At 72.0% G+C, this 26,158-nt stretch carries 24 protein-coding genes; 14 read left to right on the plus strand and 10 right to left on the minus strand.

The genetic code is table 11. The features are described 5' to 3' along the window. Nucleotides 1-140: 140 nt before the first annotated feature. Nucleotides 141-2,822 carry an NEW3 domain-containing protein gene (locus ACNAW0_RS06645; protein ID WP_416286913.1) on the minus strand — a complete coding sequence of 894 codons (2,682 nt, stop codon included), beginning with the start codon at nt 2,820-2,822 and terminating at the stop codon, nt 141-143. 310 nt (nt 2,823-3,132) lie between these two features. Here ACNAW0_RS06645 and ACNAW0_RS06650 point away from each other — a divergent pair, with 310 nt between their 5' ends. Next, a complete protein-coding gene (locus ACNAW0_RS06650) occupies nt 3,133-3,720 on the plus strand; it encodes a DUF2637 domain-containing protein (RefSeq protein WP_416286833.1) in 588 nt (195 codons plus the stop codon). A gap of 181 nt (nt 3,721-3,901) precedes the next feature. Here the strand turns inward: ACNAW0_RS06650 and ACNAW0_RS06655 are convergent, their stop codons facing one another. After that, nucleotides 3,902-4,105, minus strand: coding sequence for a hypothetical protein (locus tag ACNAW0_RS06655; protein ID WP_416286834.1), 204 nt, complete (start codon nt 4,103-4,105; stop codon nt 3,902-3,904). On the opposite strand from ACNAW0_RS06655, the gene ACNAW0_RS06660 reads away from it, so the two are divergent. Then, nucleotides 4,104-5,231 (plus strand): acyltransferase family protein, encoded by a 1,128-nt coding sequence (locus ACNAW0_RS06660; RefSeq protein ID WP_416286835.1) that lies wholly within the window; start codon nt 4,104-4,106, stop codon nt 5,229-5,231. The two genes, ACNAW0_RS06655 and ACNAW0_RS06660, sit on opposite strands and share 2 nt — an antisense overlap. On the opposite strand, the gene ACNAW0_RS06665 is transcribed toward ACNAW0_RS06660, so the two are convergent. Then, complete coding sequence (locus ACNAW0_RS06665) at nt 5,228-5,854, minus strand: hypothetical protein (RefSeq protein WP_416286836.1); 627 nt, start codon at nt 5,852-5,854, stop codon at nt 5,228-5,230. The two genes, ACNAW0_RS06660 and ACNAW0_RS06665, sit on opposite strands and share 4 nt — an antisense overlap. 33 nt (nt 5,855-5,887) lie before the next feature. After that, entirely contained in the window at nt 5,888-6,913 is a 1,026-nt protein-coding gene (gene ligD, locus ACNAW0_RS06670) for a non-homologous end-joining DNA ligase (RefSeq protein WP_416286837.1), read from the minus strand. Nucleotides 6,914-6,960: 47 nt separating this feature from the next. Here ligD and msrB point away from each other — a divergent pair, with 47 nt between their 5' ends. The 6 genes from msrB to ACNAW0_RS06700 all read left to right on the plus strand — a co-directional run bounded on the left by msrB (nt 6,961) and on the right by ACNAW0_RS06700 (nt 12,030). Beyond that, on the plus strand, nt 6,961-7,365 hold the full coding sequence (msrB, locus tag ACNAW0_RS06675) for a peptide-methionine (R)-S-oxide reductase MsrB (protein ID WP_416286838.1): 405 nt from the start codon (nt 6,961-6,963) through the stop codon (nt 7,363-7,365). Nucleotides 7,366-7,400: 35 nt separating this feature from the next. Further along, nucleotides 7,401-7,661: a Prokaryotic metallothionein gene (locus ACNAW0_RS06680; protein ID WP_416286839.1), complete on the plus strand. Its 261-nt coding sequence runs from the start codon at nt 7,401-7,403 to the stop codon at nt 7,659-7,661. A 98-nt stretch (nt 7,662-7,759) separates the two neighbouring features. Beyond that, nucleotides 7,760-8,332: a redoxin domain-containing protein gene (locus ACNAW0_RS06685; RefSeq protein ID WP_416286840.1), complete on the plus strand. Its 573-nt coding sequence runs from the start codon at nt 7,760-7,762 to the stop codon at nt 8,330-8,332. Nucleotide 8,333: 1 nt separating this feature from the next. Next, a complete protein-coding gene (locus ACNAW0_RS06690) occupies nt 8,334-9,200 on the plus strand; it encodes a cytochrome c biogenesis CcdA family protein (protein WP_416286841.1) in 867 nt (288 codons plus the stop codon). Between the two features lie 9 nt (nt 9,201-9,209). Next, nucleotides 9,210-9,647, plus strand: a complete 438-nt coding sequence (locus tag ACNAW0_RS06695) for a GNAT family N-acetyltransferase (protein WP_416286842.1) — start codon at nt 9,210-9,212, stop codon at nt 9,645-9,647. Between the two features lie 58 nt (nt 9,648-9,705). Further along, on the plus strand, nt 9,706-12,030 hold the full coding sequence (locus ACNAW0_RS06700; protein ID WP_416286843.1) for a peptidoglycan recognition protein: 2,325 nt from the start codon (nt 9,706-9,708) through the stop codon (nt 12,028-12,030). Between the two features lie 110 nt (nt 12,031-12,140). Here the strand turns inward: ACNAW0_RS06700 and hemQ are convergent, their stop codons facing one another. From hemQ to hemE, 3 genes are read right to left on the minus strand one after another with little or no spacing between them, the layout of a single operon-like run. Next, nucleotides 12,141-12,842: a hydrogen peroxide-dependent heme synthase gene (hemQ, locus tag ACNAW0_RS06705; RefSeq protein ID WP_416286844.1), complete on the minus strand. Its 702-nt coding sequence runs from the start codon at nt 12,840-12,842 to the stop codon at nt 12,141-12,143. 5 nt (nt 12,843-12,847) lie between these two features. Next, nucleotides 12,848-14,248 (minus strand): protoporphyrinogen oxidase, encoded by a 1,401-nt coding sequence (gene hemG, locus ACNAW0_RS06710; protein ID WP_416286845.1) that lies wholly within the window; start codon nt 14,246-14,248, stop codon nt 12,848-12,850. Between the two features lie 10 nt (nt 14,249-14,258). Then, the gene (gene hemE, locus ACNAW0_RS06715) at nt 14,259-15,350 is read right to left on the minus strand and encodes a uroporphyrinogen decarboxylase (RefSeq protein ID WP_416286846.1); all 1,092 of its coding nucleotides are present in this window, start codon (nt 15,348-15,350) and stop codon (nt 14,259-14,261) included. Between the two features lie 173 nt (nt 15,351-15,523). Here hemE and ACNAW0_RS06720 point away from each other — a divergent pair, with 173 nt between their 5' ends. From ACNAW0_RS06720 to ACNAW0_RS06740, 5 genes are all read left to right on the plus strand, one after another. Further along, complete coding sequence (locus ACNAW0_RS06720) at nt 15,524-16,096, plus strand: DUF3000 domain-containing protein (protein WP_416286847.1); 573 nt, start codon at nt 15,524-15,526, stop codon at nt 16,094-16,096. A gap of 210 nt (nt 16,097-16,306) precedes the next feature. Further along, nucleotides 16,307-17,623: a ribonuclease D gene (locus ACNAW0_RS06725; protein WP_416286848.1), complete on the plus strand. Its 1,317-nt coding sequence runs from the start codon at nt 16,307-16,309 to the stop codon at nt 17,621-17,623. Between the two features lie 296 nt (nt 17,624-17,919). Next, on the plus strand, nt 17,920-19,143 hold the full coding sequence (locus ACNAW0_RS06730) for a thiolase family protein (protein ID WP_416286849.1): 1,224 nt from the start codon (nt 17,920-17,922) through the stop codon (nt 19,141-19,143). Next, the gene (locus tag ACNAW0_RS06735; protein WP_416286850.1) at nt 19,140-21,239 is read left to right on the plus strand and encodes a 3-hydroxyacyl-CoA dehydrogenase NAD-binding domain-containing protein; all 2,100 of its coding nucleotides are present in this window, start codon (nt 19,140-19,142) and stop codon (nt 21,237-21,239) included. The genes ACNAW0_RS06730 and ACNAW0_RS06735 overlap by 4 nt, the downstream gene beginning before the upstream one ends. Before the next feature lie 195 nt (nt 21,240-21,434). Continuing rightward, nucleotides 21,435-22,232, plus strand: coding sequence for a hypothetical protein (locus ACNAW0_RS06740; RefSeq protein WP_416286851.1), 798 nt, complete (start codon nt 21,435-21,437; stop codon nt 22,230-22,232). Nucleotides 22,233-22,295: 63 nt separating this feature from the next. On the opposite strand, the gene ACNAW0_RS06745 is transcribed toward ACNAW0_RS06740, so the two are convergent. From ACNAW0_RS06745 to ACNAW0_RS06755, 3 genes are all read right to left on the minus strand, one after another. After that, complete coding sequence (locus ACNAW0_RS06745) at nt 22,296-22,682, minus strand: VOC family protein (RefSeq protein ID WP_416286852.1); 387 nt, start codon at nt 22,680-22,682, stop codon at nt 22,296-22,298. 213 nt (nt 22,683-22,895) lie between these two features. Beyond that, nucleotides 22,896-24,056 carry a sensor histidine kinase gene (locus tag ACNAW0_RS06750; protein WP_416286853.1) on the minus strand — a complete coding sequence of 387 codons (1,161 nt, stop codon included), beginning with the start codon at nt 24,054-24,056 and terminating at the stop codon, nt 22,896-22,898. Next, nucleotides 24,053-24,721: a response regulator transcription factor gene (locus ACNAW0_RS06755; protein ID WP_416286854.1), complete on the minus strand. Its 669-nt coding sequence runs from the start codon at nt 24,719-24,721 to the stop codon at nt 24,053-24,055. The genes ACNAW0_RS06750 and ACNAW0_RS06755 overlap by 4 nt, the downstream gene beginning before the upstream one ends. A 127-nt stretch (nt 24,722-24,848) precedes the next feature. Between ACNAW0_RS06755 and ACNAW0_RS06760 the strand changes: the two genes are divergently transcribed. Further along, nucleotides 24,849-26,081 carry a C39 family peptidase gene (locus ACNAW0_RS06760; RefSeq protein WP_416286855.1) on the plus strand — a complete coding sequence of 411 codons (1,233 nt, stop codon included), beginning with the start codon at nt 24,849-24,851 and terminating at the stop codon, nt 26,079-26,081. Nucleotides 26,082-26,158: the final 77 nt, after the last annotated feature.

Below are 26,158 nucleotides of genomic sequence, written 5' to 3' on the forward strand. Positions count from 1 at the left end.
GGTCGGCGTCGTAGGCATCAGCGACGATTATCTCGCTCGCGTTGTCCAGGTCCTGGTCATTCGGCACGCCGGAACGATAGGGCGACGCCCGGGTGCGCCTTTTTCTTGGTTGAATCGAAGGCGGACGCCGAATTGCCGAGCTAATCCCCGATCGTCAGCGTGCTGGTGGGCGTCTCCCCGTAGATGGTCGTCAACCTGGCGGTGGCGGTGGTGCCCGGTACTACGTGCCACTCCCCGCCAGATCCCGACGGCGACGGAATCGTGAAGGTAATCGCGTCGTCGCTCCAGCTGTTCAGCGTGAACGTCGCATTGGAATTGAACTGCCCCCAGGTCGTCCCCGCATTGTCGAAGGCGAGGTAGCTGCTGCCCTTGCTCGCCCCGAAGTTCGCTCCTCTCACTGTCACCACGTCTCCCTCGGAGGCTGTGGCCGGTGACACGGAAGTGATCACGGGGGTGGGTACCGACTTGTTGGCGACGTCGACGGGTTCGCCGGTCGAGGTGTCGGTGTAGCGCGCGGTGGCCGCCAGGTTCGCGACCTGCGTCCCGCTTGCGGTGCTCGGGGCGGTCACCGTCCAGCGCGCGGTGAAAGAGGATCCGGCTGCGAGACGGCCGGTCGAATTGCGACCGGCCGGTGTCACTTGCCAGCCCGACGGGACGGTGAGGGCGAGGCGGACGTCGGAGACCGCGCCTGGGCCGCTGTTGGTCAGGGTGCTGCTGACCGTCGTCTTCTGCCCAGGAGTGGCCACGATGCTCGTCGCGGGGTTCAATGTCAGCCGAGTTGCCGCCAGCGGCGCGCGTCGTAGGTCCACGGTGACCATCTTTGTATCGGGCGAGAGGGTCACGGTACCCGTTGCCTGGTCGATGGTTCCGACAGAGGCGCCGGCGATGTTGTTGACGAACGCCGGGAGCTGGAACAGCACGTCCGAGGAGGGCTTATCTCCGCTGAGGAGCAACGTGACGGCCTTGTGCCGGGTTTTGATCGTGACGTCCACACGCCGGCCGTCGGTCGTGGGGAAGTTGGTCACCGCGAACGGCTTGCCGCCCGTCAGCCACTTGCCGGGGATTCCCCGGCCGACGATGAGCTTGCCGTCGGCACGCTGGGCGACGAGGGAGTCCAGCAGCACCTTGTTGGCGTTGGCCATACCCCACGCATGAGGAGCCGAGCCCCATCCGCCCTCAGGGTGCACGCCGACCCACGGCGACGTGGTGCCGGGAGCCTCCTGGTTCTCCCACCAGGAGTAAGGCCCGCTCTGCGCGTTGTCGATCATGAACTCGTAGGACAGGATCCCCTGGTCGCGATGGTTGCCGCTCGCCAGCCCCCACTCGCCATAGCCGGCGTTGTACGCGCTGGAGTAGGTCCTGCCCCCGTAACCCCCGAAGGTGCCGGCGGGCACCTTGCCCTGAAGCCGAAAGAAGCCATGGTCGTACGTGGCGTCGATCATGGTGGACCCCGGGCCGCTGATGGGAGCGCCGAAAAGGTAGCCGTCCCATGCCCACCGTCCGAACAGGAACGGGGCGGCCCAGTTGGCGTCCTCTGCCCTTCTGCAGTCGTTGTAAGTATTCGGCTGCACCATCGAGCACGGCAGGTAATCGAGGTTGTAGGTACTGATGGTCGTTTCGAGGCTCTTGTTGACCGCGGCGAGCAGGCTGTCGTACTCGTCGCGGGCCCAGACGGCTTCCGCGCTGTCGCCGACCCGCTCCGCCAGATACCGGTAGGCGGCGAGCCCCGTCAACGCGGTGTAGTTGTCGATGGCCCAGTAGCCGTCGGAGTCGATGTCAGCCGTCATCTTCATGATGCCGCCCGGCCCGGTTCTGTCCGCGGCGATCATGTGGGCGGTGGTCTTGATGCTCGGCTCCTGGCTGTCGCCGAGCGGGCCCGCCTTGTCGAAGTGCTCCTTCACAAAGGCCAGGTCGCCTGTCTTCTGCAGGTATATGGCCCATGGCCAAGCGTAGGTCCACTTGGCGTCGGGAAACCTGGGCTGGGTGCCGACCACGGTGTTCGCCCGCTCCAGCAGGGCGCGGGCGTTACTGAAGTCACCCTGCGTGAAGAGGTTGACCAGGATGCCGATGGCATCGTGGCTGTACTCCTTGGAGTAGCCGCCGTTCGCACCGGTGTTGAGCTGATCCCCGCGACGGATGATATGGGTGTAGATGAATCCGCTCTTGTAGGCGTCGACGAGATCCCTGTTAGGCAGATCAGCGATCTGGGCGACCTGGGCGAGCCTGCCGTTCCAGTACGACCGCATGTGCGCGTAGTGCTTGTCGAAACCGCCGGCCCCCTGGAGCGCCGTGTCCGAGGGCCACGCGTAAGTCCCGCCGAACCGGTCGGCCACGACGACGTAGTCATGGTTGACCGTGGCTCCCGGTGCCACCGTTTCGAGGGCGTCGTTGAGCGGAAGAAGACCGGCGGAAGGGGCAGGCGAAACGTCCACCGGCTTTTTGGTCGGGTTGTGCACCTTCACCCGGCTGTAGATGGCGACGTAGGCGTTGCCGTCGATCACCACCTTGTCACCGAAGTTGGTGATCGACACGTCGGCGCCATCGGCCTTGAAGCTGGTGACGAGCGCCGGCAGGTAGCCTTCGGCGTTGTACCACTTGGTGGGGGAGTTGTTGTAGATACCGTACCCGTAGGTGGTGTTCACGCCGTTCTGCACGTAGAAGCTGCCACCGAGACAGGCCACCACCCCCTGGCGGTTCGCCTCCCAGCCGATGACCGAGGCGTCCCCGTTCGCACCCTCGATCGTGTCTCGGGTAGTGGGTGCGCACGTGTAGGGGGAGTTCGTCGATGCGGCGGACGTCAGCATCATCGTCGCCACCATCACGATCGCCAAGGCGGCGACCGCCGCTATTAGCCGTCCGCGACGCCCGACAGGCGGTATCAGTGAAGTAATACGAGTCACGCGGGAGCCTCGACTTTCGTGGTCTTGCGACTTGGTGCGCGATAGCTGAGCGGCTCTGGCTCGATCGTGGAAACGGCCGTGCGGGACGATCTTGACGTGTCGTCAGGATGGGCCCGCACGGCCTTGTCGCATCGTATCTTCACCGGGATCTCTCGGCGCAGGCTGGCCACGCTGATCGCCGAGCTGGCGGGTCCGTGGACCGCCCAGCAGGAGTCCCGGCTGCGTACGCGTCGTGGACACGATCGGCTCCGAGCCGGGCGAGGTCGAGCCGGACCCGGACCCGGACCCGGCACCGGCCAAGCGCACCCGCCGTCGCGGCCGGATCCGGGAGTGGTTCCGCCGCAAGCGGAACGGGAAGCCGCCCCCGCAGGTAGAGCCGGTCAATCACCCGAGCACGCTCAGCCAGTTGAAGCGGGTCCGGTGGGCCGTCCGCGCCGTGCTCGCGCTCGGCGTGGCCGCGTCGATCGCGGGGAACGTGCTCCACGCCCGGGACGAGCTGATCTCGCAGATCATCTCGGCGTGGTCGCCGCTGGCGCTGCTGCTGGCGGTCGAGCTCATCTCCCGGCCGGTGCACCGGCGGATGCTCGCGGTCGGTCGGTGGATCGCCACGGCGGTCATCGCCGGCATCGCCGCGTGGGTGTCGTACTGGCACCTGGCCGCGGTCGCGTCCCGATACGGGGAGACGGGCGGGTCGCAGTACCTGCTCCCGCTGTCCGTTGACGGCCTGGCCGTGGTGGCATCGATCTGCCTCGTCGAGCTTCCCGGTGCCGGGAAGCTGCAAGAGCATCATGCCCACGCAGGCCCCGTTGACCGAGTGTAGCCGCATCCACGCGTCCTCGTCGCCGCAGAGGATCCGGTCGAACACGTCCAGACGGTCCGCCGCCCGGCACGCCTCTTCCAGCAGCACCCGATCCGCCGACCTCAGCTCCCCCTCATCGGTGATTTGCTGCCACAGTTGGCGGCCCCTAGTGCCCAACGCGGCTGGTGTCGCCATGCGGCCGTCACGCGTCACGGGTGACGGCGCCTGTGACGGCGTCACGCCCCGCTATGATGCGCATCGCCGCGCCGGCGTCGTAATGCCGGACCCCGTCGACCGCCGCCGCGAGGACGATGATGACGAGCGCCCCCACCACGATCCGCAACACACCGTCCACGGCCGCGCGCCTGGACTCCCTGACCGGGCTGCGATGGATCGCAGCACTCATGATCTTCTTCTTGCACATCCAGAGCGAAAGCAACTACTTCATCGCCGACAGCCGCGCCCAGCAGACGTTGAACGGGGTCCTGGCCGCAGGTCGCTCCGGCGTGTCGTTCTTCTTCATCCTCTCAGGCTTCGTGCTGGCCTGGTCGGTGCGGCCGACCGACACCGCCAGCCGCTTCTGGTGGCGCCGCTTCTCCAAGATCTACCCGAACCACTTTGTGACGTTCCTGATCGCCTGTCTCCTGCTGTCCTGGCGGGGCATGGAGGTCATCGACTTCGAGCGGATGTTCTACAACCTAACGCTGCTGCACTCCTGGCCGCCCGAACAGGGCGACGTGTGGTACTCGTTCAACGCTCCGTCGTGGTCGCTGAGCTGCGAAGCGTTCTTCTACCTGTCCTTCCCCCTCCTGTATGCCTGGTTGCGGCGGCTCCGGCCGGCCGCCTGGTGGGCGATCGCAGCGGCGTCGGTCGTCTTTATTGCGGTTCTTCCGATCGGCATCAAGGTGTTCCACGAGCCGTTCGGCTGGTCCGAACACTTCATCGTGTACCACCTGCCGCCGGTGCGGATGGTCGAGTTCCTGCTCGGCATGTGCCTTGCGCTGCTGGTACGGGGCGGCTGGTGGCGCGGGCCTGGCATGACAGTCAGCATCGCGGTGGTCCTGGCTGGTATGGCGGTGGCGGCCTTCCTGTCTGAGGAGTACGGGCTAGCCCGTGACGCCGCCTGTACGGTGCTGGGCTACTCGCTTTTGCTGCCGGCGTGCGCTCTGGCGGACGTGCGGCGGTCACGGTCGATTTGGCGGGCGCCGCTTCTGGTGTACCTGGGTGAGGTGTCTTTCGCGTTCTACATGGTCCACGAGATCTGCTTGTACGCGGTGCGGCACACGTTCGGCGACGACCACCCGCATCGGCCGACGGCGGCTGCCGGGGTGCTGGTTCTGGCTACGTTCTGCTTTGCGCTGGTTGCGGCGATGGTGCTGCACCACGCCGTGGAGCTGCCGATGATGCGGCTGCTCACCGGCCGTGGTCGCCGGGCCTCTGGAGCCGGTGCTTCGGCTGGTGGCGACGGGGCGGGGTGGCCGGGCGAGGGCAAGGCGGCGGCACCTCAGCCGGTGGCGGCCACGGCGGTTTAGGTGGCCGGTGTGGTTGGTGCGGCCCCCGCGACCGCACCGAGGACGCATCGCTCGCCCGGCCGGTGGTCCGGGTGGGCAGCCTCGCTGCACTGGGTGCAGCACAGATCCGCCGGCGGATCGCAGTGCCCGTTGTGGAGGGCGCAGCAGGGCGAGGTGTTGACCGCACCGAGCACGACGTGCCGGGGCCAGATGGGCGTCACCCCCTCGACTGCGCCGGGCATCCCGCAGGGGCAGCCGTTGCCGCCGGTGTCGCTGACTCCCTTGCAGGGGCAGTCGCACACAACCGCCGTCCACACGCTCTCCGGTCCGGCGGTCTGCACGTAGAGGCCGCGCTCCGCGCACGCCGGACACGGCATGCCAACGAGCGGCTGCCGGCCGGGGGGCAGGTTCAGCCAGTCCGGGCGGCGCAGCAGGGCGTCCTCGTCGGCCAGGTGCCGGGCCAGCACCGCGGCCGTGCCGGGCAGGGTGCCCGGGATCATCTCAATGATCCGGCCCAGCGGCTGCGGGTGGTCGATGCGGAGCATGGCGGCCGCCTGCGGCGCATAGAGACCGCCGGAACGACGCGCAAGGTCGGAGAGTGGCGAGGACATCATGCGGGTGATGATCGGGCGAGTCAGCGTCATGCTACCCCTGTCCGCGATCGACGGATCGGTGTTTTAGCTGGTAGCGCGCTTCGCCCGGCTCGGTTGGACCCTCTTCGGCTCGCCCGGCATCTTCGGGTATTCCGGCGGGTACGGCAGGTCACCCTGCCCGGCGGCGGCGTCCCGCAAGGCCCACTCCAGCAGCGGGCTGATGTCCCACGGGGTGTCGTCGATGCCGGCGTGCGGGTCGCCCCGCTCGGCGAACCGGGCCGGCACGCTACGCAGGTCGAAGTCGTCCGGGTCCACCTCGGTCAGCTCGTCCCAGTCGACCGGGGTGGAGGCGGTGGCCCGCGCGTTGGCCCGCAGCGAGTACGCGCAGGCGATGGTCCGGTCCCGGGCCATCTGGTTGAAGTCGACGAAGACCCGGCTGCCCCGCTCTTCCTTCCACCAAGCCGTGGTGACCAGCTCGGGGCGACGCCGTTCCAGCTCCCGGGCCAGCGCGATGGTGGCCCGGCGTACCTCGACGAACGTCCAGCGCGGCTGGATGCGCAGGTAGACGTGCACGCCCCGACCGCCGGAGGTCTTCGGCCAACCGGTCGCGCCCAGCTCGTCCAGCAGCGCCCGCAGCTCGCCGGCGGCGGTGACCGCGTCGGTGAAGTCGGTGCCGGGCTGCGGGTCCAGGTCGATCCGCAGCTCGTCGGGGCGGTCGACGTCGGCGGCGCGCACCGGCCACGGGTGGAACACCACCGTGCCCATCTGCGCCGCCCAGGCCACGTGCGCCAGGTCGGCCGGGCAGAGCTCCGCCGCCTTCCGGCCACTGGGGAAGCTGATCTCCGCGGTCTGGATCCACGGGGGTACGCCCCGGGCCGGCACCCGCTTCTGGAAGAACATCTCCCCCTCGATGCCCTCGGGGAAGCGCTGCAACGTGGTGGGCCGGTCACGCAGGGCGCGCATGATCCCCTCGCCCACCGACAGGTAGTAGTGGAAGACGTCCGCCTTGGTGAAACCGCGCTGCGGGAAGATCACCCGGTCCGGGCTGCTGAGCCGAACGGTGTGCCCGGCGACCTCGATCTCCTCGGCCGCGGCCTTGCTGCCAGCCATTGGGCGACAATATGCGATGCCACCGACGCTCGGCGTACCGTTGACCGGTGAGTCTTTCCGAGAGCGAACTGCCCACCACCGAGGAAGAGTGGCGGGTCCGGCTGAGCCCCGAGGAGTTCCGGGTGCTCCGCGAGGCCGGCACCGAGCGGCCGTGGACCGGCGAGTACGTCGACACCAAGACCTCCGGCGTCTACCACTGCCGGGCCTGCGGGGCGGAACTGTTCCGCAGCGAGGACAAGTTCGACTCGCACTGCGGCTGGCCGAGCTTCGACGACGCGATCCCGGACGCGGTGAAGGAAATTCCCGACAACACCCTCGGCATGCGGCGTACGGAGATCCGCTGCGCCCGGTGCGACAGCCACCTGGGGCACGTCTTCGAGGGTGAGCGTTTCACCCCTAAGGACACCCGGCACTGCGTGAACTCGGTCTCGATCCGCCTGGAACCTCGTTAACCTAGGACCACACGTCCGTTTTCGGGGGGTTTCGTATGGCTACCTGTGAGGTCTGCGGCAACGACTACTGGGGGGCGTTCGAGGTGCGCACCGCCAGCGGTGCCACGCACACCTTCGACTGCTTCGAGTGCGCCATCCATCGCATGGCGCCGATCTGCGAGCACTGCCAGACCAAGATCGTCGGCCACGGCGTGGAAGTGTCCGGCCGCTTCTTCTGCTGCGCCCACTGCGCCCGCGCGGTGGAGGGCGCCCAGGGCGCCGAGATCCGCGACGCGGTCGGCGCCCGGCCGGTCTGACGCACCCTCGCGGGTCACAGCACCGACGCCATGAGCGGACAGGGGCCGTAACCGGGCGGTAAGGGTCGGGACCGCTCGGTCACGGATAGCATCCGGCCATGCCCGCCACCAGATCGACGCTGCTGCCGCTCACGCTGACTGCCGTTCTTGCCCTCGCCGGTTGCGCAGGCTCCGACCAGCCGACCGACGGCGCGGCCCCGGCAGCCTCGACACCGACGACCTCAGCATCGGCGTCCGCCGCCACGGCGCGCGGCCCCGCCGCGTCGGTGCCCGCCACGCTGGACTTCACCGCGCCCACCATCGACGGCGGGTCGTTCGCCGGCAGCAGCCTCGCCGGCAAGCCGGCCGTGCTGTGGTTCTGGGCGGCCTGGTGCAGCCGCTGCCGGGGCGTCGCCGACGACGTGGCCGCGGTGCGGCGGGACAACGCCGACCGGGTGAACCTGATCGGCGTGGCCGGACTGGGCAGCGGCGCCGACGCCATGCGGCGCTTCGCCCGGGACACCGGCATCGCCGCCTTCCCCAACCTGGCCGACGACGAGGGCGCGGTGTGGCGCAGGTTCGGCGTCACCAGCCAGGAGTGGTACGTGCTGCTCGACTCCACCGGCACCGTGGTGCACTCCGGGGCGCTGTCCCAGGCGGAACTACGCCGGCGCATCGCCGAGCTGTCCTGACATGTCCGATGCCCCCTATGGTCTGGCCATCGCCGCCGGCCTGCTCGCCGCGGTGAACCCGTGCGGGTTCGCACTGCTGCCCGCGTACCTGTCGGTGCTGGTGCTGGGCGACGGCCCGGCAGCCGCCCGGGGACCGCTCGCCCCGGTGGGCCGGGCGCTGGCCCTGACCGGCGCGATGACCACCGGCTTCGTCGCGGTCTTCGGCGCGTTCGGCCTGCTCGCCGGGCCGGTCGCGGACGCCGTCGCGCGCCGGCTGCCGTGGGTGTCGGTGCTCATCGGCGCGGCGCTGGTGGCGGCCGGCGGGTGGCTGCTCGCCGGCCGGCAACTGCCGGCCGTCACCCCGCGACCGGCGACCGGCCCGGCGGTCCGGGCCCGGTTCGGCTCGATGGCGCTCTTCGGCGTGGCGTACGCGGTGGCCTCGCTCGGCTGCACCGTCGGGCCGTTCCTCGCCGTGGTGGTGGCAGGCTTCCGGGCCGGCAGCCCGGCCGCCGGGGTCGGCCTCTTCGTCGCGTACGCCCTCGGCATGGGGCTGGCGGTCGGCGCGGCGGCACTCGCGGTGGCGCTGGCCCGGGAGTCCCTGGTCCGGCGCACCCGGCGGGCCGCGCCGCTGCTCGGCCGGCTGGCCGGCCTGCTGCTGGTGCTCACCGGCGGCTACGTCGCCTGGTACGGCTGGTACGAGGTCCGGCTCTTCGCCGGCGGCGACGCCGACGACCCGGTGATCACCGCCGCCGGCCGGATGCAGAGCGCGGTGAGCGGATGGCTGGCGGCGCTGGGCCCGTGGGCCGTCGCCGGGATCGTCGCCGTGCTGGTCGGTGCGGCGGCCGTCGCCGCCCGGGTCGCCCGGGGCGGCGGACCGGACGCGACCTAACATCGCGGGATGCCCATCGAGTCGCACGTCGCGAGCTTCGCGGAGCTGGACGCCCGCACCTTCCACGACCTGCTCCGGCTGCGTATCGACGTGTTCGTGGTGGAGCAGTCCTGCCCGTACCCGGAGCTGGACGGCCGGGACGTCGAACCCGGCACCCGACACCTCTGGCTGACCCGGGACGGCGCGCTGGTGGCGTACCTGCGGATCCTGGCCGACCCGGATGGCGTGGCGCGGATCGGCCGGGTGGTGGTGGCGCCGGCGGCCCGCGGCGCGGGCCTGGCCGGCCGGCTGATGACCGACGCGCTGGCCCTGGTCGGCGGGGGCCCGTGCGCGCTGGAGGCGCAGACCCACCTGGTCGACTTCTACGCCCGCCACGGCTTCACGGTCAGCGGGCCCGGGTACCTCGACGACGGCATTCCGCACACCCCCATGCTCCGGGCGATGTAACGCCAGAGGAGATCGATACGCTTTGCCCTCCGGTGAGACATGGGAGGGAAACGACAACGTGAGACCAACGGGGATCCACTGGAACCGCCGGACCGTCGGCATCGTGGCCGCGATCGCCGCCACCACTCTGGCCGGCACCGTCGGCATGGTCGCGTTAAGCCTCGGCGACGAGGGTGCCGAGTGGGCGGACGCGCCGGTCACCACCGCCCTGCACACAGTGGACTTCCCGGCCGCGACCGGCCGGGAGATCACCATCCCACGGCGGGACACCGACCGCTTCGCACTGCTCGGCGTGACCTGGGCGAACCCGAAGGCCGACCTCCGGGGAACCATCGCCGTACGGACCCACGCGGTGGGCGGCGACTGGTCGGACTGGCAGCAGCTCGAGCTGGACGGCCACGGCGAACCGGAGCCGGGTTCCACCGGACCGGCACGCGGTGCCACCGACCCGCTCTGGGTCGGCCCGTCCGATGGAGTCGAGGTACGCGCGACGGCGGCCGACGGCCGCACGGTCGGGCGGCTTCCCGAGGGGCTGCGGCTGGAGCTGGTTGATCCCGGCCAGCCGAAGCGCCGCAAGGTCAGGGCCGCGGGCGACGGACGGGTCCGGCCGCAGCGCCTCCAGCCGGTCGCCGAGGTACGCGCGCTGGAGCCCACCCCCACCGACGGCACCACCACCGAGCCGGACCCCAGCGGCGGCACCACCACCGAGCCCGAGCCGACCGACGCCACGACCACCGACCCGGCGCCCACCGAGGCCACCCCACCCACCGAGACCACCGCACCCGTGCCGACCACCAGCGCGCCGGCACCCACGACCAGTTCCCCGGCGCCCAGCAGCACCGCGTCGGCACCCACGACCGGTTCCCCGGCGCCCAGCAGCACTCCGGCCAACCCGGTGCCCGTGCCGAAGGTCGTGACCCGCGCCGGGTGGAACGCCGACGAGTCGATCGTCCGCGACGCACCCACGTACGGGAAAACGGTGAAGGCGTTCTGGGTGCACCACACCGCCGGCGCCAACAACTACAGCTGCGCCGACTCGGCCGCCATTGTCCGGAGCATCGAGGTCTACCACATCAAGAGCAACGGCTGGAGCGACATCGGCTACAACTTCCTCGTGGACAAGTGCGGCGTGGTCTTCGAGGGCCGCAAGGGCGGCATCGACAAGCCGGTGACCGGCGCCCACACCTACGGTTTCAACACCGACACCGCCGCCATCGCGGTGCTCGGGGACTACCGCACCTCAAGCGTGCCCACTGTGGCGCTCGACGCCATCGCGCACGTCGCCGCGTACAAGCTCGGCCAGTACGGCAACGACCCCCTCGGCAAGGTCACCCTGACCTCCGGTGTGGAGGGCAAGTACCACCTCGGCCAGCAGGTGGTATTCAACCGGATCGGTGGGCACCGCGACGCGGTGGCGACCGAGTGCCCCGGCGCTACGCTCTACGGCCAGCTCGGGATCATCCGCAGCAAGACCGCCAACGTCTACGGGCTGGCCCTTTCCGGGGTGGCCGGCACCCGCAACGGCACCACCATCTACACGAAGAGCTTGACCACCGTGTCCTGGTCCGTGAGCACCCCGAGCAACCTTATCGACCGCTTCCAGGTGCTGGTGGACGGCGCGGTCGTCGCCACCACCGCCGGCACCGCCCGCTCGGCCGGACTCACCCTCGCCCCCGGGACGCACACCGTACAGGTGCGCGGCGTGCACCAACTGGGCCAGACCGCGACGACCCCGGCGCAGACCGTGGTGGCGGACACCACCGCCCCGGCCTTCGCGTTGCGGCCCACCCTCTCCCTGCGTACCGGTGGGGTGAGCAGCACGGTCGTGCCGGTGTCGCTGAGCTGGCGCGCGACGGACAACGTGGCGGTGCGGTCGGTGGCGCTGACCGCACCGACCACCGGCACCTTCGCCGGAAGCAGCGCCTGGTCCACCACCACCCGGCCGGGTGTCACCACCACCTGGTCGATGCGGGCGGCCGACTGGTCCGGTAACACCGCGACCTCCTCGGCGTCCTGGACCCCGGTCTTCCTCCCGGAAACCAAGGCCACCCGCAAGGGCACCTGGTCGACCACCGCCAGCAGCAACTACCTGGGCGGCTCGGCACTCACCGCCAAAGCGGCAAAGGCCTCGCTCAGCTGGACCTTCACCGGCCGCTCGGTCTCCTTCGTGGCCACGAAGACCTCGGCGTCCGGACGGGTGGAGATCTGGGTCGACGGCGTCAAGAACACCACGCTGGACCTGAAGTCCAGCACCACCCAGTACCGCCGGGGGGTCTGGGCGAAGAGCTGGACCGGCAGCGGCCGGCACACGGTGAAGATCGTGGTGGTCGGCACCTCGGGTCGGCCCCGTGTGATCACCGACGGCCTGGTCTACGTGCGCTGACCCACCGACGCGACGGGCCCTCGGGACGACGTCCCAAGGGCCCGTTACCGTCCGCGGCCGGTCACACCAGACAGGCGACGCAGGCGACGGTCACACCAGCCAGGCGACCGTCACGCCAGGCAGGTGACGATGTCGGCGATCGAGCGGCGGCGGCCGGTGTAGAAGGGGACCTCCTCGCGGACGTGCCGGCGGGCCCGGGAGGCCCGCAGATCGCGCATCAGGTCGACGATCCGGTGCAGCTCGTCGGCCTCGAAGGCGAGCATCCACTCGTAGTCGCCAAGGGCGAAGGAGGCCACCGTGTTGGCTCGCACGTCCGGGTAGCCGCGGGCCATCTTCCCGTGCTCGGCGAGCATCTCGCGCCGCTCGGCGTCCGGCAGCAGATACCACTCGTACGACCGGACGAACGGGTAGACGCAGACGTAGGCCCGCGCCTCCTCGTCGGCCAGGAAAGCCGGGATGTGGCTCTTGTTGAACTCGGCCGGCCGGTGCAGCGCCATCTGCGACCAGACCGGGGTGAGCGCCCGCCCCAGCGTGGTCCGGCGGAATCGCAGGTAGGCGTCCTGCAGGGCGTCGCTGGACGAGGAGTGCCACCAGATCATCAGGTCCGCGTCGGCGCGCAGGCCGGCCACGTCGTACGTGCCGCGGATGGTCACGTCCTTGCCGGCCAACTCGGTGAAGAGGGACTCGACCTCGTCGACGACGTTCTCGCGCAGCGACGGGAGGGGGCTGGTGGCCCGGTACACCGACCACATGGTGTAGCGGATGGTCTCGTTGAGCTCCCGCAGCCGCGCCGCGTTGGTCTGCTCGGTCATGCTGCTTATCCTCCCAGTGCTGTGATGAGCTCTTCGGCCGCCGTCTCGCCGGAGCGGACGCAGACCGGGATGCCGACGCCGTCGTAGCCGGCCCCGGCCAGGGCCAGGGCCGGGTGGGCGGCACGCAGCACCGCCCGGGCCGCCGCCACCCGGCCGAGGTGGCCGGGGGTGTACTGCGGCAGGGCCCCACCCCACCGCTGCACGTGCTGGGCGACCGGAGCCGGCAGCGGAGCGCCGAGCACCTTCGACAGTTCCCGGTGCACGGTGGCGACCAGGTCGTCGTCGGTGAGCTGCAGCGACGTCTCGTCGCCGTACCGGCCGACGGAGGCGCGGACCAGGGCGAGCCCGTCCGCCCGGCGCAGATGCCCCCACTTGGTGGTGAAGAACGTCGACGCCTTGATCAGCAGCCCCTCGGTGGCCGGCACCAGGAACCCGGACAGCTCCGGCAGCTCCGGCTCCGGCAGGGCCATGGTGACCAGGGCCACGCTGGCGTAGTCCAGCCCGCCGACGGTGGCGGCCACCTCGGGCGCCGGGCCGGCGAGCAGCCGGGCCGCCGGGCGGGCCGGCACGGCGAGCACCACCCCGTCCACCTCGACCGACTCGGGGTCGCGGGTGGGGCCGACGACCAGCCGCCAGCCGGTGGCGGTGCGGTGCAGCTCACGGACCGCCACGTCCCGGCGGACGGTCGCGCCACTCTCCCGAGCCGCCGCCTCGACCAGGGTGGTCAGCCCGCCGGCCAGGGTGCCGAAGACCGGCGCGCCGGCGGCGCGGGGCGCGGCGGCCTGGGCGGCCCGGACCGCGCCGACCAGGGTGTGCTCGACCCGGGCCGCCCGCGCGAGGGCCGGCATGGTGGTGACCAGGGAGAGATCGTCGGCCCGGCCCGCGTACACGCCGCCGAGCATCGGGTCGACCAGCCGGTCCACCACCTCGTCGCCGAAGCGCTCACGGACCAGCCCGCCGACCGGCACGTCGGCGTCCGGGGCGAGCAGCGGACGGCCGCCGTCGGGGTCGGCGTCCGCGGCCGGCCGCGCCACCGCCGTCACCTTCTCCAGATCCCCGGGTACGCCCACCAGCGTGCCGCCCGGGATCGGGCGCAGCCCACCGTCGACGACGAGCGCGGCCTGCCCGACGCTCGAGTGCACGATCCGGTCGGCCAGGCCCAGCCGGTGGACCAGGCGGACCGCGGCGGATTCCCCGCCGGCCGGGTCGCGCATCAGGAACGACTCGGCGCCGAACTCGACGGGCCCGCCGGCCAGCTCACCGGTGCGCAGCTTGCCACCGAGGCGGCCGGACTGCTCGTACACGGTGATCTCGGTGCCGGCGGGGGCGAGGTCGCGCAGCCGGACGGCGGCGGCCAACCCGGCGATCCCGCCACCGACGATCGCCACCCGGCACGGTCGCGCCATGGTCCCTCCCCTACTCGACGGGCCGCGCGGACAGCTCGTGCACCAGCGCGACCACCCGGGTCAACACGTCGGGGTCGGTCTCCGGCAGGACGCCGTGGCCGAGGTTGAACACGTGACCGGGGGCCGCCCGGCCCTGGTCGAGGATCCGGCGCACCTCGGCCTCCACCACCGGCCACGGGGCGAGCAGCACGCACGGGTCGAGGTTGCCCTGCACGGCCTTGTCCGGGCCGATCCGCCGGGTCGCGGTGTCCAGCGGCGTACGCCAGTCCACGCCGACCACGTCGGCGCCGGCCTCGCCCATCGCGCCGAGCAGTTCGGCGGTGCCCACCCCGAAGTGGATCCGGGGCACTCCGGCATCGGCCAGACCACCGAGCACGCGGGTGGAGTGCGGCAGCACGTAGCGGCGGTAGTCCGCCTCGGACAGCGCGCCGGCCCAGGAGTCGAAGAGCTGAACGGCGGAGACCCCGGCGTCGACCTGCACCCGCAGGAAGGAGAGCGCCACCTCGGCCAGCCGTGCGCAGAGCGCGTGCCACAGCTCCGGGTCGCCGTACATCAGCGCCTTGGTCTTCGCGTGGGTACGCGACGGCCCGCCCTCGACCAGGTAGCTGGCCAGGGTGAACGGGGCGCCGGCGAAGCCGATCAACGGGGTGTCGCCCAGCTCGGCGACGAGCAGCCGGACCGCCTCGTCCACGTAGGACACGTCGTCGCGAGTGATCGGGCGGATCCGGTCGACGTCGGCGGCGGTGCGCACCGGCTCGGCCACCACCGGCCCGGTGCCGGGCACGATGTCCAGGTCGACGCCGGCCGCGGCCACCGGAACCACGATGTCGCTGAACAGGATCGCCGCGTCCACCCCGTGCCGGCGGACCGGCTGGAGGGTGATCTCGGTGACCAGCTCCGGCCGGCGGCACGACTCCAGCATCGGCACGTTGGCCCGGATCTCGCGGTACTCCGGCAGGGAGCGGCCGGCCTGACGCATGAACCAGACCGGGGTGTGCGGTCCCGGCTGGCGACGGCAGGCGCGGACGAAGGGCGAGTGGGCCGTCCCGCCGGGGCGGGATGCTCCGTCTCGGGCGGCGGTGCCCGTGGTTTCGGTGGTCATCGCGGCAATCGTGCCACGCCGCCCGGCCCACCCCGCCGCCCCCATCACCTTTGTGACGTGAAAGGAGGGGCCCCTGTTAACGCCTCCGGTAGAGCAGGGGCCCCTTCTTAACACGTACGCCCGCTCGGCGTGCCGTGACGCCGTGCGGGACGGCGGCGGCATAGGCTGCCGGCATGGCCCCCCCGATCGCGCTCCCGGAAACCTTCGCCCGCGCGGTCGCGGGACTGCGATCAGTGGCGCCGCGCGCCGAGATCGTGCTGGAGGAGGTCGGCGCCCCCCAGCGTCTGGCCCCGTACGCGTTCGCGCTCTCCGCGGCGGTGCTCCGGGACGGCGACGAGGTGGCCACCGGGCGGCTGATCCTGCTGCACGACCCGGCCGGGCACGAGGCGTGGCAGGGCACCCTGCGGCTGGTCACCTACGTGACCGCCGAGCTGGAGGTGGACCTGGCCAGCGACCCGCTGCTGCCCGGGGTGGGCTGGACCTGGCTGACCGACGCGCTGGACGCGCAGGGCGCCCGGTACCGGGCGATCGGCGGCACCGTGACCCAGACGCTCTCCACCCGGTTCGGCGAGCTGGCCGGGCCGCCCGCCGCCGGGGACATCGAGATCCGCGCCTCGTGGACGCCGCTCGGCGTCGACCTGGCCCCGCACCTGCTCGGCTGGTGCGCCCTCCTCGCCTCGACGGCCGGGCTGCCGCCGCCCGGTGTGACGGCCCTGCCCTCCCGCCGTGCGGCCGGTGCCGCCTGAGCGGCGGGCGCACGGCGACGGCCGCCGGATGACAGCCGGGTCCTGCTCGATGGCTCGATGGGCGGTACCGGCGCGAACGGGGTGTGTGCCGGTTGTCCGGCCCTGCCACGTGGCGCCACCCGGCCCGGTCAGGACACCCGCGAGCCATCCCGCCGACACACGGCGGGCCGGCTACGCACACCGGATCCCCCGGCGAACTAGGGTTGTCAGGTGACCGACGAACCACCCCTGCGCCGTCGGGCCGCCGCAAGCCGTACGGGAGAGGCATCGCCGCATGTGTCGACGGCCGCACCGCAGCCGACGGACGCGGAGACCGAACCCGGCGCCGACGGACCCGTGCCGCTGACCGCCCCCCGCGACGGCACCCCCGCGCCGGTGGCCACACCGAGCGAGTTCGACGAGGTCGTGGCGCGCTTCGCGACGGGCAGCGGCCCGGTGGCCCTGGACGCCGAACGCGCCTCCGGATACCGCTACAGCCAGCGGGCCTACCTCGTACAGCTGCGGCGGGCCGGCTCCGGCACCGCGTTGATCGACCCGCTGCCGCTGCCCGACCTCTCCGCCCTGGACGCGGTGATCGCCGAGGCCGAGTGGGTGCTGCACGCGGCCAGCCAGGATCTCGCCTGCCTCGCCGAGGTGGGGCTGCGCCCGCGCCGGCTCTTCGACACCGAACTGGCCGCCCGGCTGGCCGGGTGCGAGCGGGTCGGCCTCGCCGCGCTGACCGAACAACTGCTCGGCTACACGCTGGAGAAGCACCACTCGGCGGCGGACTGGTCCAGCCGGCCGCTGCCGGAGTCCTGGCTGACGTACGCGGCGCTGGACGTGGAGATGCTGGTCGACCTGCGCGACGCCCTCGACGAGGAGCTGCACCGGCAGGGCAAGTCGGAGTGGGCGGCGGAGGAGTTCGCCGCGCTGGTCCGCAACGGCGCCCGTCCGCCCCGGGTCCGGGCGGAGCCGTGGCGGCGCACCTCCGGCATCCACCGGGTGCGCGGCGCCCGGGCGCAGGCCCGGGTGCGTTCCCTCTGGTACGCCCGGGACCAGATCGCCGCACGGCGGGACGCGGCCCCGGGGCGGGTGCTGCCGGACTCGGCGATCGTGGCCGCCGCGGAGCTGGACCCGAAGGACGAGAAGACCCTGCTCACCCTGCCCGGCTTCGGTGGTCGCTCGGTGCGCCGACTGGCCCGTACCTGGCTGGCGGCTCTGGACGACGCGCGCCAGCTGCCCGACGACGCGCTGCCGGTGACCCCCGTCCTTGAGGGGCCACCCCCGCCGCACCGGTGGGCGGAGCGTGACCCGGTGGCGGCCGGCCGGCTGGCCCGCTGCCGGGAGTTGGTGCTGCGCATCTCCGGCGAGCACAACCTGCCGGCGGAGAACCTGATCGCGCCGGACTACGTCCGCCGCCTGGCCTGGCAGCCGCCGGAGGAGATCACCGACGACACCGTCGCCGAAACGCTGCGCGGCTTCGGCGCGAGAGAGTGGCAGCTCACCCTCCTCCTCCCCGCCCTCTCCGAGGCCCTCACCGCCTCCTGACCCGCACCCTTCGCGGTTGATCAAGGAATTTTGTGTCTGCGACACAGGACGCAAACTCCTTGATCAACGGGGCGAGGGTCGGTGGGCGGAGTGTGGGGTGGGACACAGGCGGGGGTGGGGGCGGGGCTGGTTACTGACGAGTAGCATCCGGGGAAATGCCAGTGCCGGCCGACCTTCAGTCGGTCCTGGCGCCGTTCCGTGGCGTGGCGGCCTTCATTCCGTCCGAAGCGCCGCCTGGCGGCGCGGAGGCGGAATTATGGCCGTTGGCCGAACTGTGGTCGATAAGGAGGCTCCAAGTGCCCCGTGAAGTTCGGGATGTCGTCTTCGTCGACGGCGTCCGCACCCCGTTCGGCAAAGCGGATGGCATGTACGCCAACACCCGCGCCGACGACCTGGTGATCCGCTGCATCCGCGAGCTGATGCGACGCAACCCGCAGCTACCGCCGGAGCGGGTCGAGGAGGTCGCCATCGCGGCCACCACCCAGATCGGCGACCAGGGCCTGACCATCGGCCGCACCGCCGCCCTGCTGGCCGGCCTGCCCAAGACGGTGCCGGGCTTCGCCATCGACCGGATGTGCGCCGGCGCGATGACCGCCGTCACCACCGTCGCCGGCGGCATCGCCATGGGCGCGTACGACGTGGCCATCGCCGGCGGCGTCGAGCACATGGGCCGCCACCCGATGGGCGAGGGCGTCGACCCCAACCCTCGGATCATCGCGGAAAAACTCGTCGACCCGTCCGCCCTGGTCATGGGCGCCACCGCGGAGAACCTGCACGACCTGGTGCCGCACATCACCAAGGAGCGCACCGACGCGTTCGCGCTCGCCTCGCAGCAGAAGACCGCCAAGGCGTACGCCAACGGCAAGCTCCAGGGCGACCTGGTGCCGGTGGCCATCCGCGACGAGGAGAACGGCTGGGGCCTGGCCACGGTGGACGAGGCGCCCCGGGACACCTCGCTGGAGAAGCTCGCCGGCCTTAAGACCCCGTTCCGCCCGCACGGCAAGATCACCGCCGGCAACGCGGCCGGCCTGAACGACGGCGCCACCGCCGCGCTGATCGTCGCCGAGGAGACCGCCCGCGAGCTGGGCCTGCCGATCGCCATGCGGCTGGTGTCCTACGGCTTCGTCGGCGTCGAGCCCGAGGTGATGGGCGTCGGCCCGATCCCGTCCACCGAGAAGGCGCTGCGCATCGCCGGCCTGGCCATCGACGACATCGGCCTGTTCGAGCTGAACGAGGCGTTCGCCGTACAGGTGCTCGCCTTCCTCGACCACTTCGGCATCGCCGACGACGACCCTCGGGTCAACCCGTGGGGCGGCGCGATCGCCATCGGCCACCCACTCGCCTCCTCCGGCGTACGGCTGATGACCCAGCTCGCCCGGCAGTTCGCCGAGCACCCCGAGGTCCGCTACGGCCTCACCGCCATGTGCATCGGCATCGGCATGGGCGGCACGGTCGTCTGGGAGAACCCGCACTGGACGGAGTCCAGCACGCCGGCCCAGCGGGAAGGTGGAGACAAGTGAGCCTCGCCGCACCGAACGAGATTGTCACCAGGGCGCTGCTGCGCCAGGTGGACGTGCCGGGGCTGGACCGCCCCGCCGCCCTGATCACCCTCGACAACGGCCTCGACCACACCAAGCCGAACACCTTCGGCCCGGCCGGGCTGACCAGCTTGGACGAGGCCATCACCGCCGCTGTGGCGGCCGACCCGGCGTTCATCGCGGTCACCGGCAAGCCGTACATCTTCTGCGTGGGCGCGGACATCATCAGCCTGCCGCTGCTCGAGAGCCGCGACCAGGCGCTGGAGATCGGCCGGCTCGGTCACCGGGTCTTCGCCCGGCTCAAGGACAGCGAGATCCCGACCTTCGCCTTCGTCAACGGTGCGGCGATGGGCGGCGGCCTGGAGCTGGCCCTGCACTGCCACTACCGGACGCTCTCCGGCGGGGCCACGGCGCTCGCGCTCCCCGAGGTCTCCCTCGGCCTGGTGCCCGGCTGGGGCGGCACCCAATTGCTGCCGAACCTGATCGGCATCCCCGCCGCCACCCAGGTGATCCTCCAGAACCCGCTGATGCAGAACAAGATGCTCAAGCCGAAGCAGGCCGCGGAGATGGGCATCGCGGACGTGCTGCTGGAGCCGGCCGACTTCCTGGAGCGGTCCCTGGAGTGGGCCGCCGGCGTGGTCCGGGGCGAGGTCACCGTGACCCGGCCCGAGGTCGACCGGGACATGTGGGCGGGCGTGCTCTACTTCGCCCGGCAGACCCTCGACCAGCGGCTGCACGGGGCGGTCCCGGCCGCGTACCAGGCCCTCGATCTGCTGGAGACGGCGAAGGACGCCGACTTCGCCGCCGGCACCGCCGCCGAGGACGAGGCCCTGGCCGACCTGGTCTTCTCCGAGGAGCTGCGCAGCGGCCTGTACGCCTTCGACCTGGTACAGCGGCGGGCCAAGCGGCCGGCCGGCGCGCCCGACAAGGGCCTGGCCCGGCCGGTCACCAAGGTGGGCATCGTCGGCGCCGGCCTGATGGCCAGCCAGCTCGCGCTGCTGTTCGCCCGCCGCCTTCAGGTGCCGGTCGTCCTGACCGACCTGGACCAGGCCCGGGTGGACAAGGGCCTCGGCTACGTGCACAGCCAGATCGAGAAGCAGGTCAGCAAGGGCCGGATGGACAAGCGCACCGCCGCCAAGCTGTACGGCCTGGTCAGCGGCTCGCCGAAGGCAGAGGCCTTCGCGGCGTCGCCGCCGGGCCAGCTCACTTCGTTCGCTGACTGTGACTTCGTCATCGAGGCGGTCTTCGAGGACCTGACCGTCAAGAAGCAGGTCTGGGCCGAGCTGGAGAAGGTCGTCAGGCCGGAGGCGGTGCTCGCCACCAACACGAGCTCGCTGTCGGTCACCGCGATGGCCGCGGACCTGGAGCACCCGGAGCGGGTGGTCGGCTTCCACTTCTTCAACCCGGTCGCCGTGCTGCCGCTACTGGAGATCGTCCGGGGCGAGCGGACCGACGACGCCACCCTGGCCACCGCGTTCGCCGTCGGCAAGCAGCTCAAGAAGTCCTCGGTGCTGGTCAAGGACGCCCCGGCGTTCGTGGTCAACCGGCTGCTCACCCGCTTCCTCGGCACCGTGTTCGCCGCCGTCGACGCCGGCACCCCGCTGGACGTGGCGGACAGCGCGCTGGATCCGCTGGGCCTGCCGATGCGCCCGCTCTCGCTGCTCCAGCTGGTCGGTCCAGCCGTGGCGTACCACGTGGGCGGCACCCTGCACGCCGCCTTCCCGGACCGGTTCACGGTCAGCGAGAACCTCAAGCGGATCGCCGACTCCGGCCAGCCGATCGTGGTCGACGACCAGGTCAACGCCGAGGTCGCCAAGCTGCTCGTGGTCGGCGACCAGCCGCTGACCGCCGAGCAGGTCCGGCAGAACGCGCTGGACGCGCTGGCGCAGGAGATCCGGCTGATGCTCGACGAGGGCGTCGTCGCCGAGGCGCAGGACATCGACCTGTGCCTGATCCTCGGCGCCGGCTGGCCGTTCCACCTGGGCGGCGTCACGCCGTACCTGGACCGGACCGGCACCTCCGAGCGGGTCACCGGCCGGCGGTTCCTGCCGCGCGGGGTGGCCAGCCTACGGCCCTGATCCGCGCACCGCTCCCCCGCGATCGCGGTGGCCGATCGTCCCTCCCGGATGGCCCGGCCACCGCGATCGTCGTTCGACCCATCGGGTCACGGGCCGGTACCGGTTTCGTCACGCCAGCCCGGGGCGGACAACGACCGCTTGGCGTGCCTCGATACGATCACGCGTCCGGATTACTCACAGGAGCTGACCAAAATCATGTCGCAGCCGCCGTCCAGCCCATACCCGGGTTCCAACCCCCCGCCGCAGCAGCAGCCCGGCGGATACCAGCCGCCGCAGCAGCCCCAGTACGGCGGCGACTACCCGCCGGCCCCGCAGCAGCCCGGTGGATTCCCGCAGGCTCCGCAGCAGCCCGGTGGATACCCGGAGGCCGGCCAGCCCGGCTTCGGTGCCCCCGCCGGCCCGCCGCCGAAGAAGAAGTCCAGCGTCGGCAAGATCCTGCTGATCATCCTGGCCGTCGTGGTCGTGCTCTGCGTGGGCGGCGGCACGGCCATCTACTTCGCCACCAAGGACACGGTGAAGGAGGTCGTCGGCGCCACCAAGACCCGCCTGGTCGAGCCCGAGACGCTGGGCGGCCGGCCGAAGGTGGACGAGCCGGAGCTCAAGTCCGCCGCGGACGAGATGAAGACGGTGCTCAAGGACAGCGTGCCGGGGTCCACCAGCGTCATCGGTGGCATCTACGGTGACCCGACGAAGCAGGACCTGGTCATGGTCGCCGGCGTGTCCGGCCTGCTGGCCGACCCGAAGAAGGAGCTGGACGACGCCAGCAACGGCATGGGCTCCGAGCTCGGGGTCAAGGAGTTCAAGACGGTCGACGCCGGCCCACTGGGCGGCGAAGCCAAGTGCGGCGACGGCGACGCCGGTGGCGTACCGGTGGGCGTCTGCGTCTGGGCCGACCGGGGCAGCCTCGGGATGGTCATCATCTACTTCAAGTCCGCCGCCGAGCTCCAGCCGCAGTTCGTCGCCATCCGGGGCGAGGTCGAGAAGAAGGACTGAACCTTCCGAAGACCTGTGACCGGGCCCCCGCCAAGCTGGCGGGGGCCCGGTTCGCTGTCCGGATCAGTGCGCCGCGGCCCGTTCCGCCGGGCTGCGGCAGACGCAGAACTCGTTGCCCTCCGGGTCGGTCAGCACCACCCAGCCGGTGCCGTCCGGCCGGCGCCGGTCGGCGAACAGGGCGGCCCCGAGGCCGAGGAGTCGCTCGACCTCGGCGTCCCGGGTGCCCTCGGCCGCATGCAGGTCGAGGTGGAACGCGCCCTTGCCGTGCCGCTCCCCCACCTGTACGAAGAGCAGGTCGGGACCGTGCCCGTCGGGCGCGACGAGCACCGCCTCGGGGTCGCCCGGGTGGTCGTCGTCGTGCAGCTTCCGGTCGAGCACCTCGGCCCACCAGCTCGCCAGGGCGTACGGGTCGTCGGTCTCGACGGTGACGCAGTGGATCTGTGCACTCACGGTGCTTCCTCCTGATGGGAGTGCGCCCCGCGGAAGTGGATCGTGTCAGCGGTGACCAGGGCGGGGCGTGGGATTGTTCATGGTGGACATCAACCAACACCCCCTTCCGGCACGTCGGGCTGACGCGGCAGATCATGCCACCGCATCCGCCCTGCGCACAAGGCATTTTGCCGGCCGCCGGCCTGACCAGCGTTGCGGCGCGGGGCGGGCCGGTCAGGTGACGGTGGTGGCGTCGGCGGACGGCAGGGTGACGGTCACCTCCAGGCCACCACCCGGCTGGGCGACCGCCTTGACAGTGCCGCCGTGCGCGTCGCAGACCGCCCGGACGATGGAGAGCCCCAGGCCGGAACCGCGCGCCCCGGTACGCTCCTGGCCGCCGCGCCGGAACGGCTCGAACAGCCCCGGCACGTCGGCCTGGGCCACCTCGAAGCCGGTGTTCCCCACCACCAGCCAGGATCGCCGCCCGTCGCTGCCCGTGCGGATCCACAGCCGGCCGTGCAGGTGGTTGTAGCGGACGGCGTTCTCCACCAGGTTGCCGGCCAGCCGGTCGAGCAGCCCCGGGTCCCCGACCACCGGCGCCGGTCGCAGCGCGGTGTGCACCTTGAGGCCGATCCGCTCCACCTCCCGGCCCATCGCGGAGAGGGCGTTGGCCGCGCTCACCGCGAGGTCGCGCTCGGCGCGGCGGGCCAGCCGGCGCCCGGCCTGGGCCTCGCTGCGGGCCAGCACCAGCAGCGCGTCGACCAGGCCGTTGGCCCGCTCCGAGGCGTCCCGGACCACGGTGGCCATTCGGCGGTACTCGGTGATGTCCGCCTCGTCGTCGCTGAGCGTCACGTCAATCTCGGTCCGCATCACCGCGAGGGGGGTCCGCAGCTCGTGCGAGGCGTTGGCGACGAAGCGCTTCTGCGCCTCGAACGCGGCGGCGATCCGATCCAGCATCGCGTCGAAGGTCTTGGCCAGCTCGGCCACCTCGTCGTCGGCGCCGGACCAGCGGATCCGCTGGTCCAGCGTGGTCTCGCCGAGCCGGCGGGCGGTGGCGGTGACCTGGTGCAGCGGGCGCAGCGCCCGACCGGCCACCAGGTACGCCCCGGCGACCCCGACCACGCTGATCGCCAGCAGTGCCCCCAGGCCCTTGAGCAGCAACTCCCGGGAGGCCGCGTCGACCAGTTGCCGCTGCCACTGCCCGGCCTCGAGGGCACGGCCGTCCTCGAGCACCACCGTGGTGCCGGGCAACAGCTCATCGGCCGGGCGCAGCGCGTCCCGGACCAGCAGCCAGGCCAGCACCACCAGGATCGCCGCGGCCCCGACCAGCAGCACCCCGTTGAGCAGGGTGAGCCGCAGCCGAAGGGTGGGCCGCAACCGTAGGCGGCGGGTCATGCGGATACCTCGGCGGTGCGGTAGCCGGCCCCGACCACCGTCTCGATCAGCGGCGGGTCGCCGAGCTTCCTGCGCAGCGTCATGACGGTGACCCGGACGATGGTGGTGAACGGGTCGGTGTTCGCGTCCCAGACCCGTTCCAGCAGCTCCTCGCTGGAGACCACCGCGCCGCGCGCCTTCAGCAGCTCGGCCAGCACGCCGAACTCCTTGTTGGTGAGGTCGACCGGCACGCCGCCGCGGGTGACCACCCGGCGGGCCGGGTCGAGCACCAGGTCGGCCAGCGCCAGCACCGGCGGGGCGGCCGGGGTGGCCCGCCGGCCGAGCGCCTGCACCCGGGCGACCAGCTCGTCGAAGGCGAACGGCTTGGGCAGGTAGTCGTCGGCGCCGAGCTGCAACCCCTCGACCCGGTCGGCGACCGTGCCGCTCGCGGTCAGCATCAACACCCGGGTCAGGGTGCCGGAGGCGGCCAGGTCGGCGCAGATCCGGTCGCCGTGCACACCGGGCAGGTCCCGGTCCAGGATCACCACGTCGTACCGGGTGACGAAGGCCGCCTCGTGCCCGGTCGTGCCGTCGTAGGCGACGTCCACCGCCATGCCGCGCTTGCGCAGCCCGCGCGCGATCGCGTCGGCGAGGTTCCGCTCGTCCTCGACCACCAGTACCCGCATCCCGGCCTCCCGCCTCGTGACCTGCCGACAACGTAGTGCCGGCCGCCAAACCAGCGTCCCGCGCCGCCGTTGCAAAAGATCTTCGGGTACGCCATGCTTCCCGGCACCTGGTGACAAGGAGCTGCCGATGACCGGAACGCCCGCCCGGCGGGACGTGGCGTACCGCCGTTTCCGCTTCCCGGAGGATCTCGACCTCGGGGCGGCCGACGGGGTGGCCGCCGGCCCGAACGGGCTGGTGGTCGCCGAGCCGGCCGGCCGGGTGGACCACACCGACCCGTACAGCGGCGTCACCGCCGGTTACGAGCAGGCCGCTTGGACGTCCCCGGTGGTCAGGGTGGGCTTCGCCGCGGACGAGATCGTACCGTCGTGGACCGCAGACACCCCGGAGGGCGGCTGGCTCCGGGTGGAGGTGCGCGGCTGGCACGAGGACGCGCCGTCCACCGACTGGTACGTGCTGGGCCACTGGGCCGCCGACGACGCCACCATCCGCCGCAGCTCGGTGCCGGGGCAGAGCGGCGACGACGCGCGGGTGATGGTCGACACGGTGTGCGTCGCGGCGACGACGGTCACCGGCTGGCAGGTCCGGGTCACCCTGTTCCGCCGGTGCGACGCCGCCGCCGGCCCGGTGCTGCGGACCGTCGGCGCGGTCGCCTCGACCAAGGCACCGACCGACCTGGCCGACCCGACCGACCTGGCCGACCTGGCCGATCTGGCCGACGTGGCGGCGGGCGCGGACTGCCTCGGGGCCCGGGGGCGGGTGCTCGACGTGCCCCGGTACGCGCAGCGGCTGCACGCCGGCGGGGAGACCCGCTGGGGCGGCGGCGGGGACTCCTGGTGCAGCCCCACCTGCGTCTCGATGGTGCTGGACTTCTGGGACGCCGGCCCCACCCCCGACCGGTACGCCTGGGTCGAGCCGCCCGGCCCCCGGCCGGTGGTGGTGCACGCCGCCCGGCACTGCTACGACCACGCGTACGCGGGGGCCGGGAACTGGGCCTTCAACACCGCGTACGCGGGCGGGCACGGGGTGGACGCCTTCGTCACCCGGCTGCGGGGCCTGGCCGAGGCGGAACGGTTCGTCGCCGCCGGCATCCCGCTGATCCTGTCGGCCGCGTTCACCGCCGGCCAGGTGCCGGGGCTGGACTACGACACCCGGGGCCACCTGATGGTGCTCGTCGGCTTCACCGCCGACGGTGACCCGGTGCTCAACGACCCGTACGCCCCGGACGACGAGGGGGTGCGCCGGACCGTGCCACGGGGACCGTTCGAGGCGGCCTGGCAGGCGGGCAGCGGCGGCATCGCGTACGTCGTCCGGCCGGGTTCGGTGCCGCTGCCCCCAGCGCCTGCCCAGGCCAACTGGTGACTCACCGGTCCAGCGGCCAGATCACCAGCCCACCGGACGGCCGCTTGCAGACCAACACGGACCCGGGTCGCGGCCGC

It is taken from the genome of Micromonospora sp. SL1-18, assembly GCF_047921505.1.
Taxonomy (GTDB): Bacteria; Actinomycetota; Actinomycetes; order Mycobacteriales; family Micromonosporaceae; genus Micromonospora.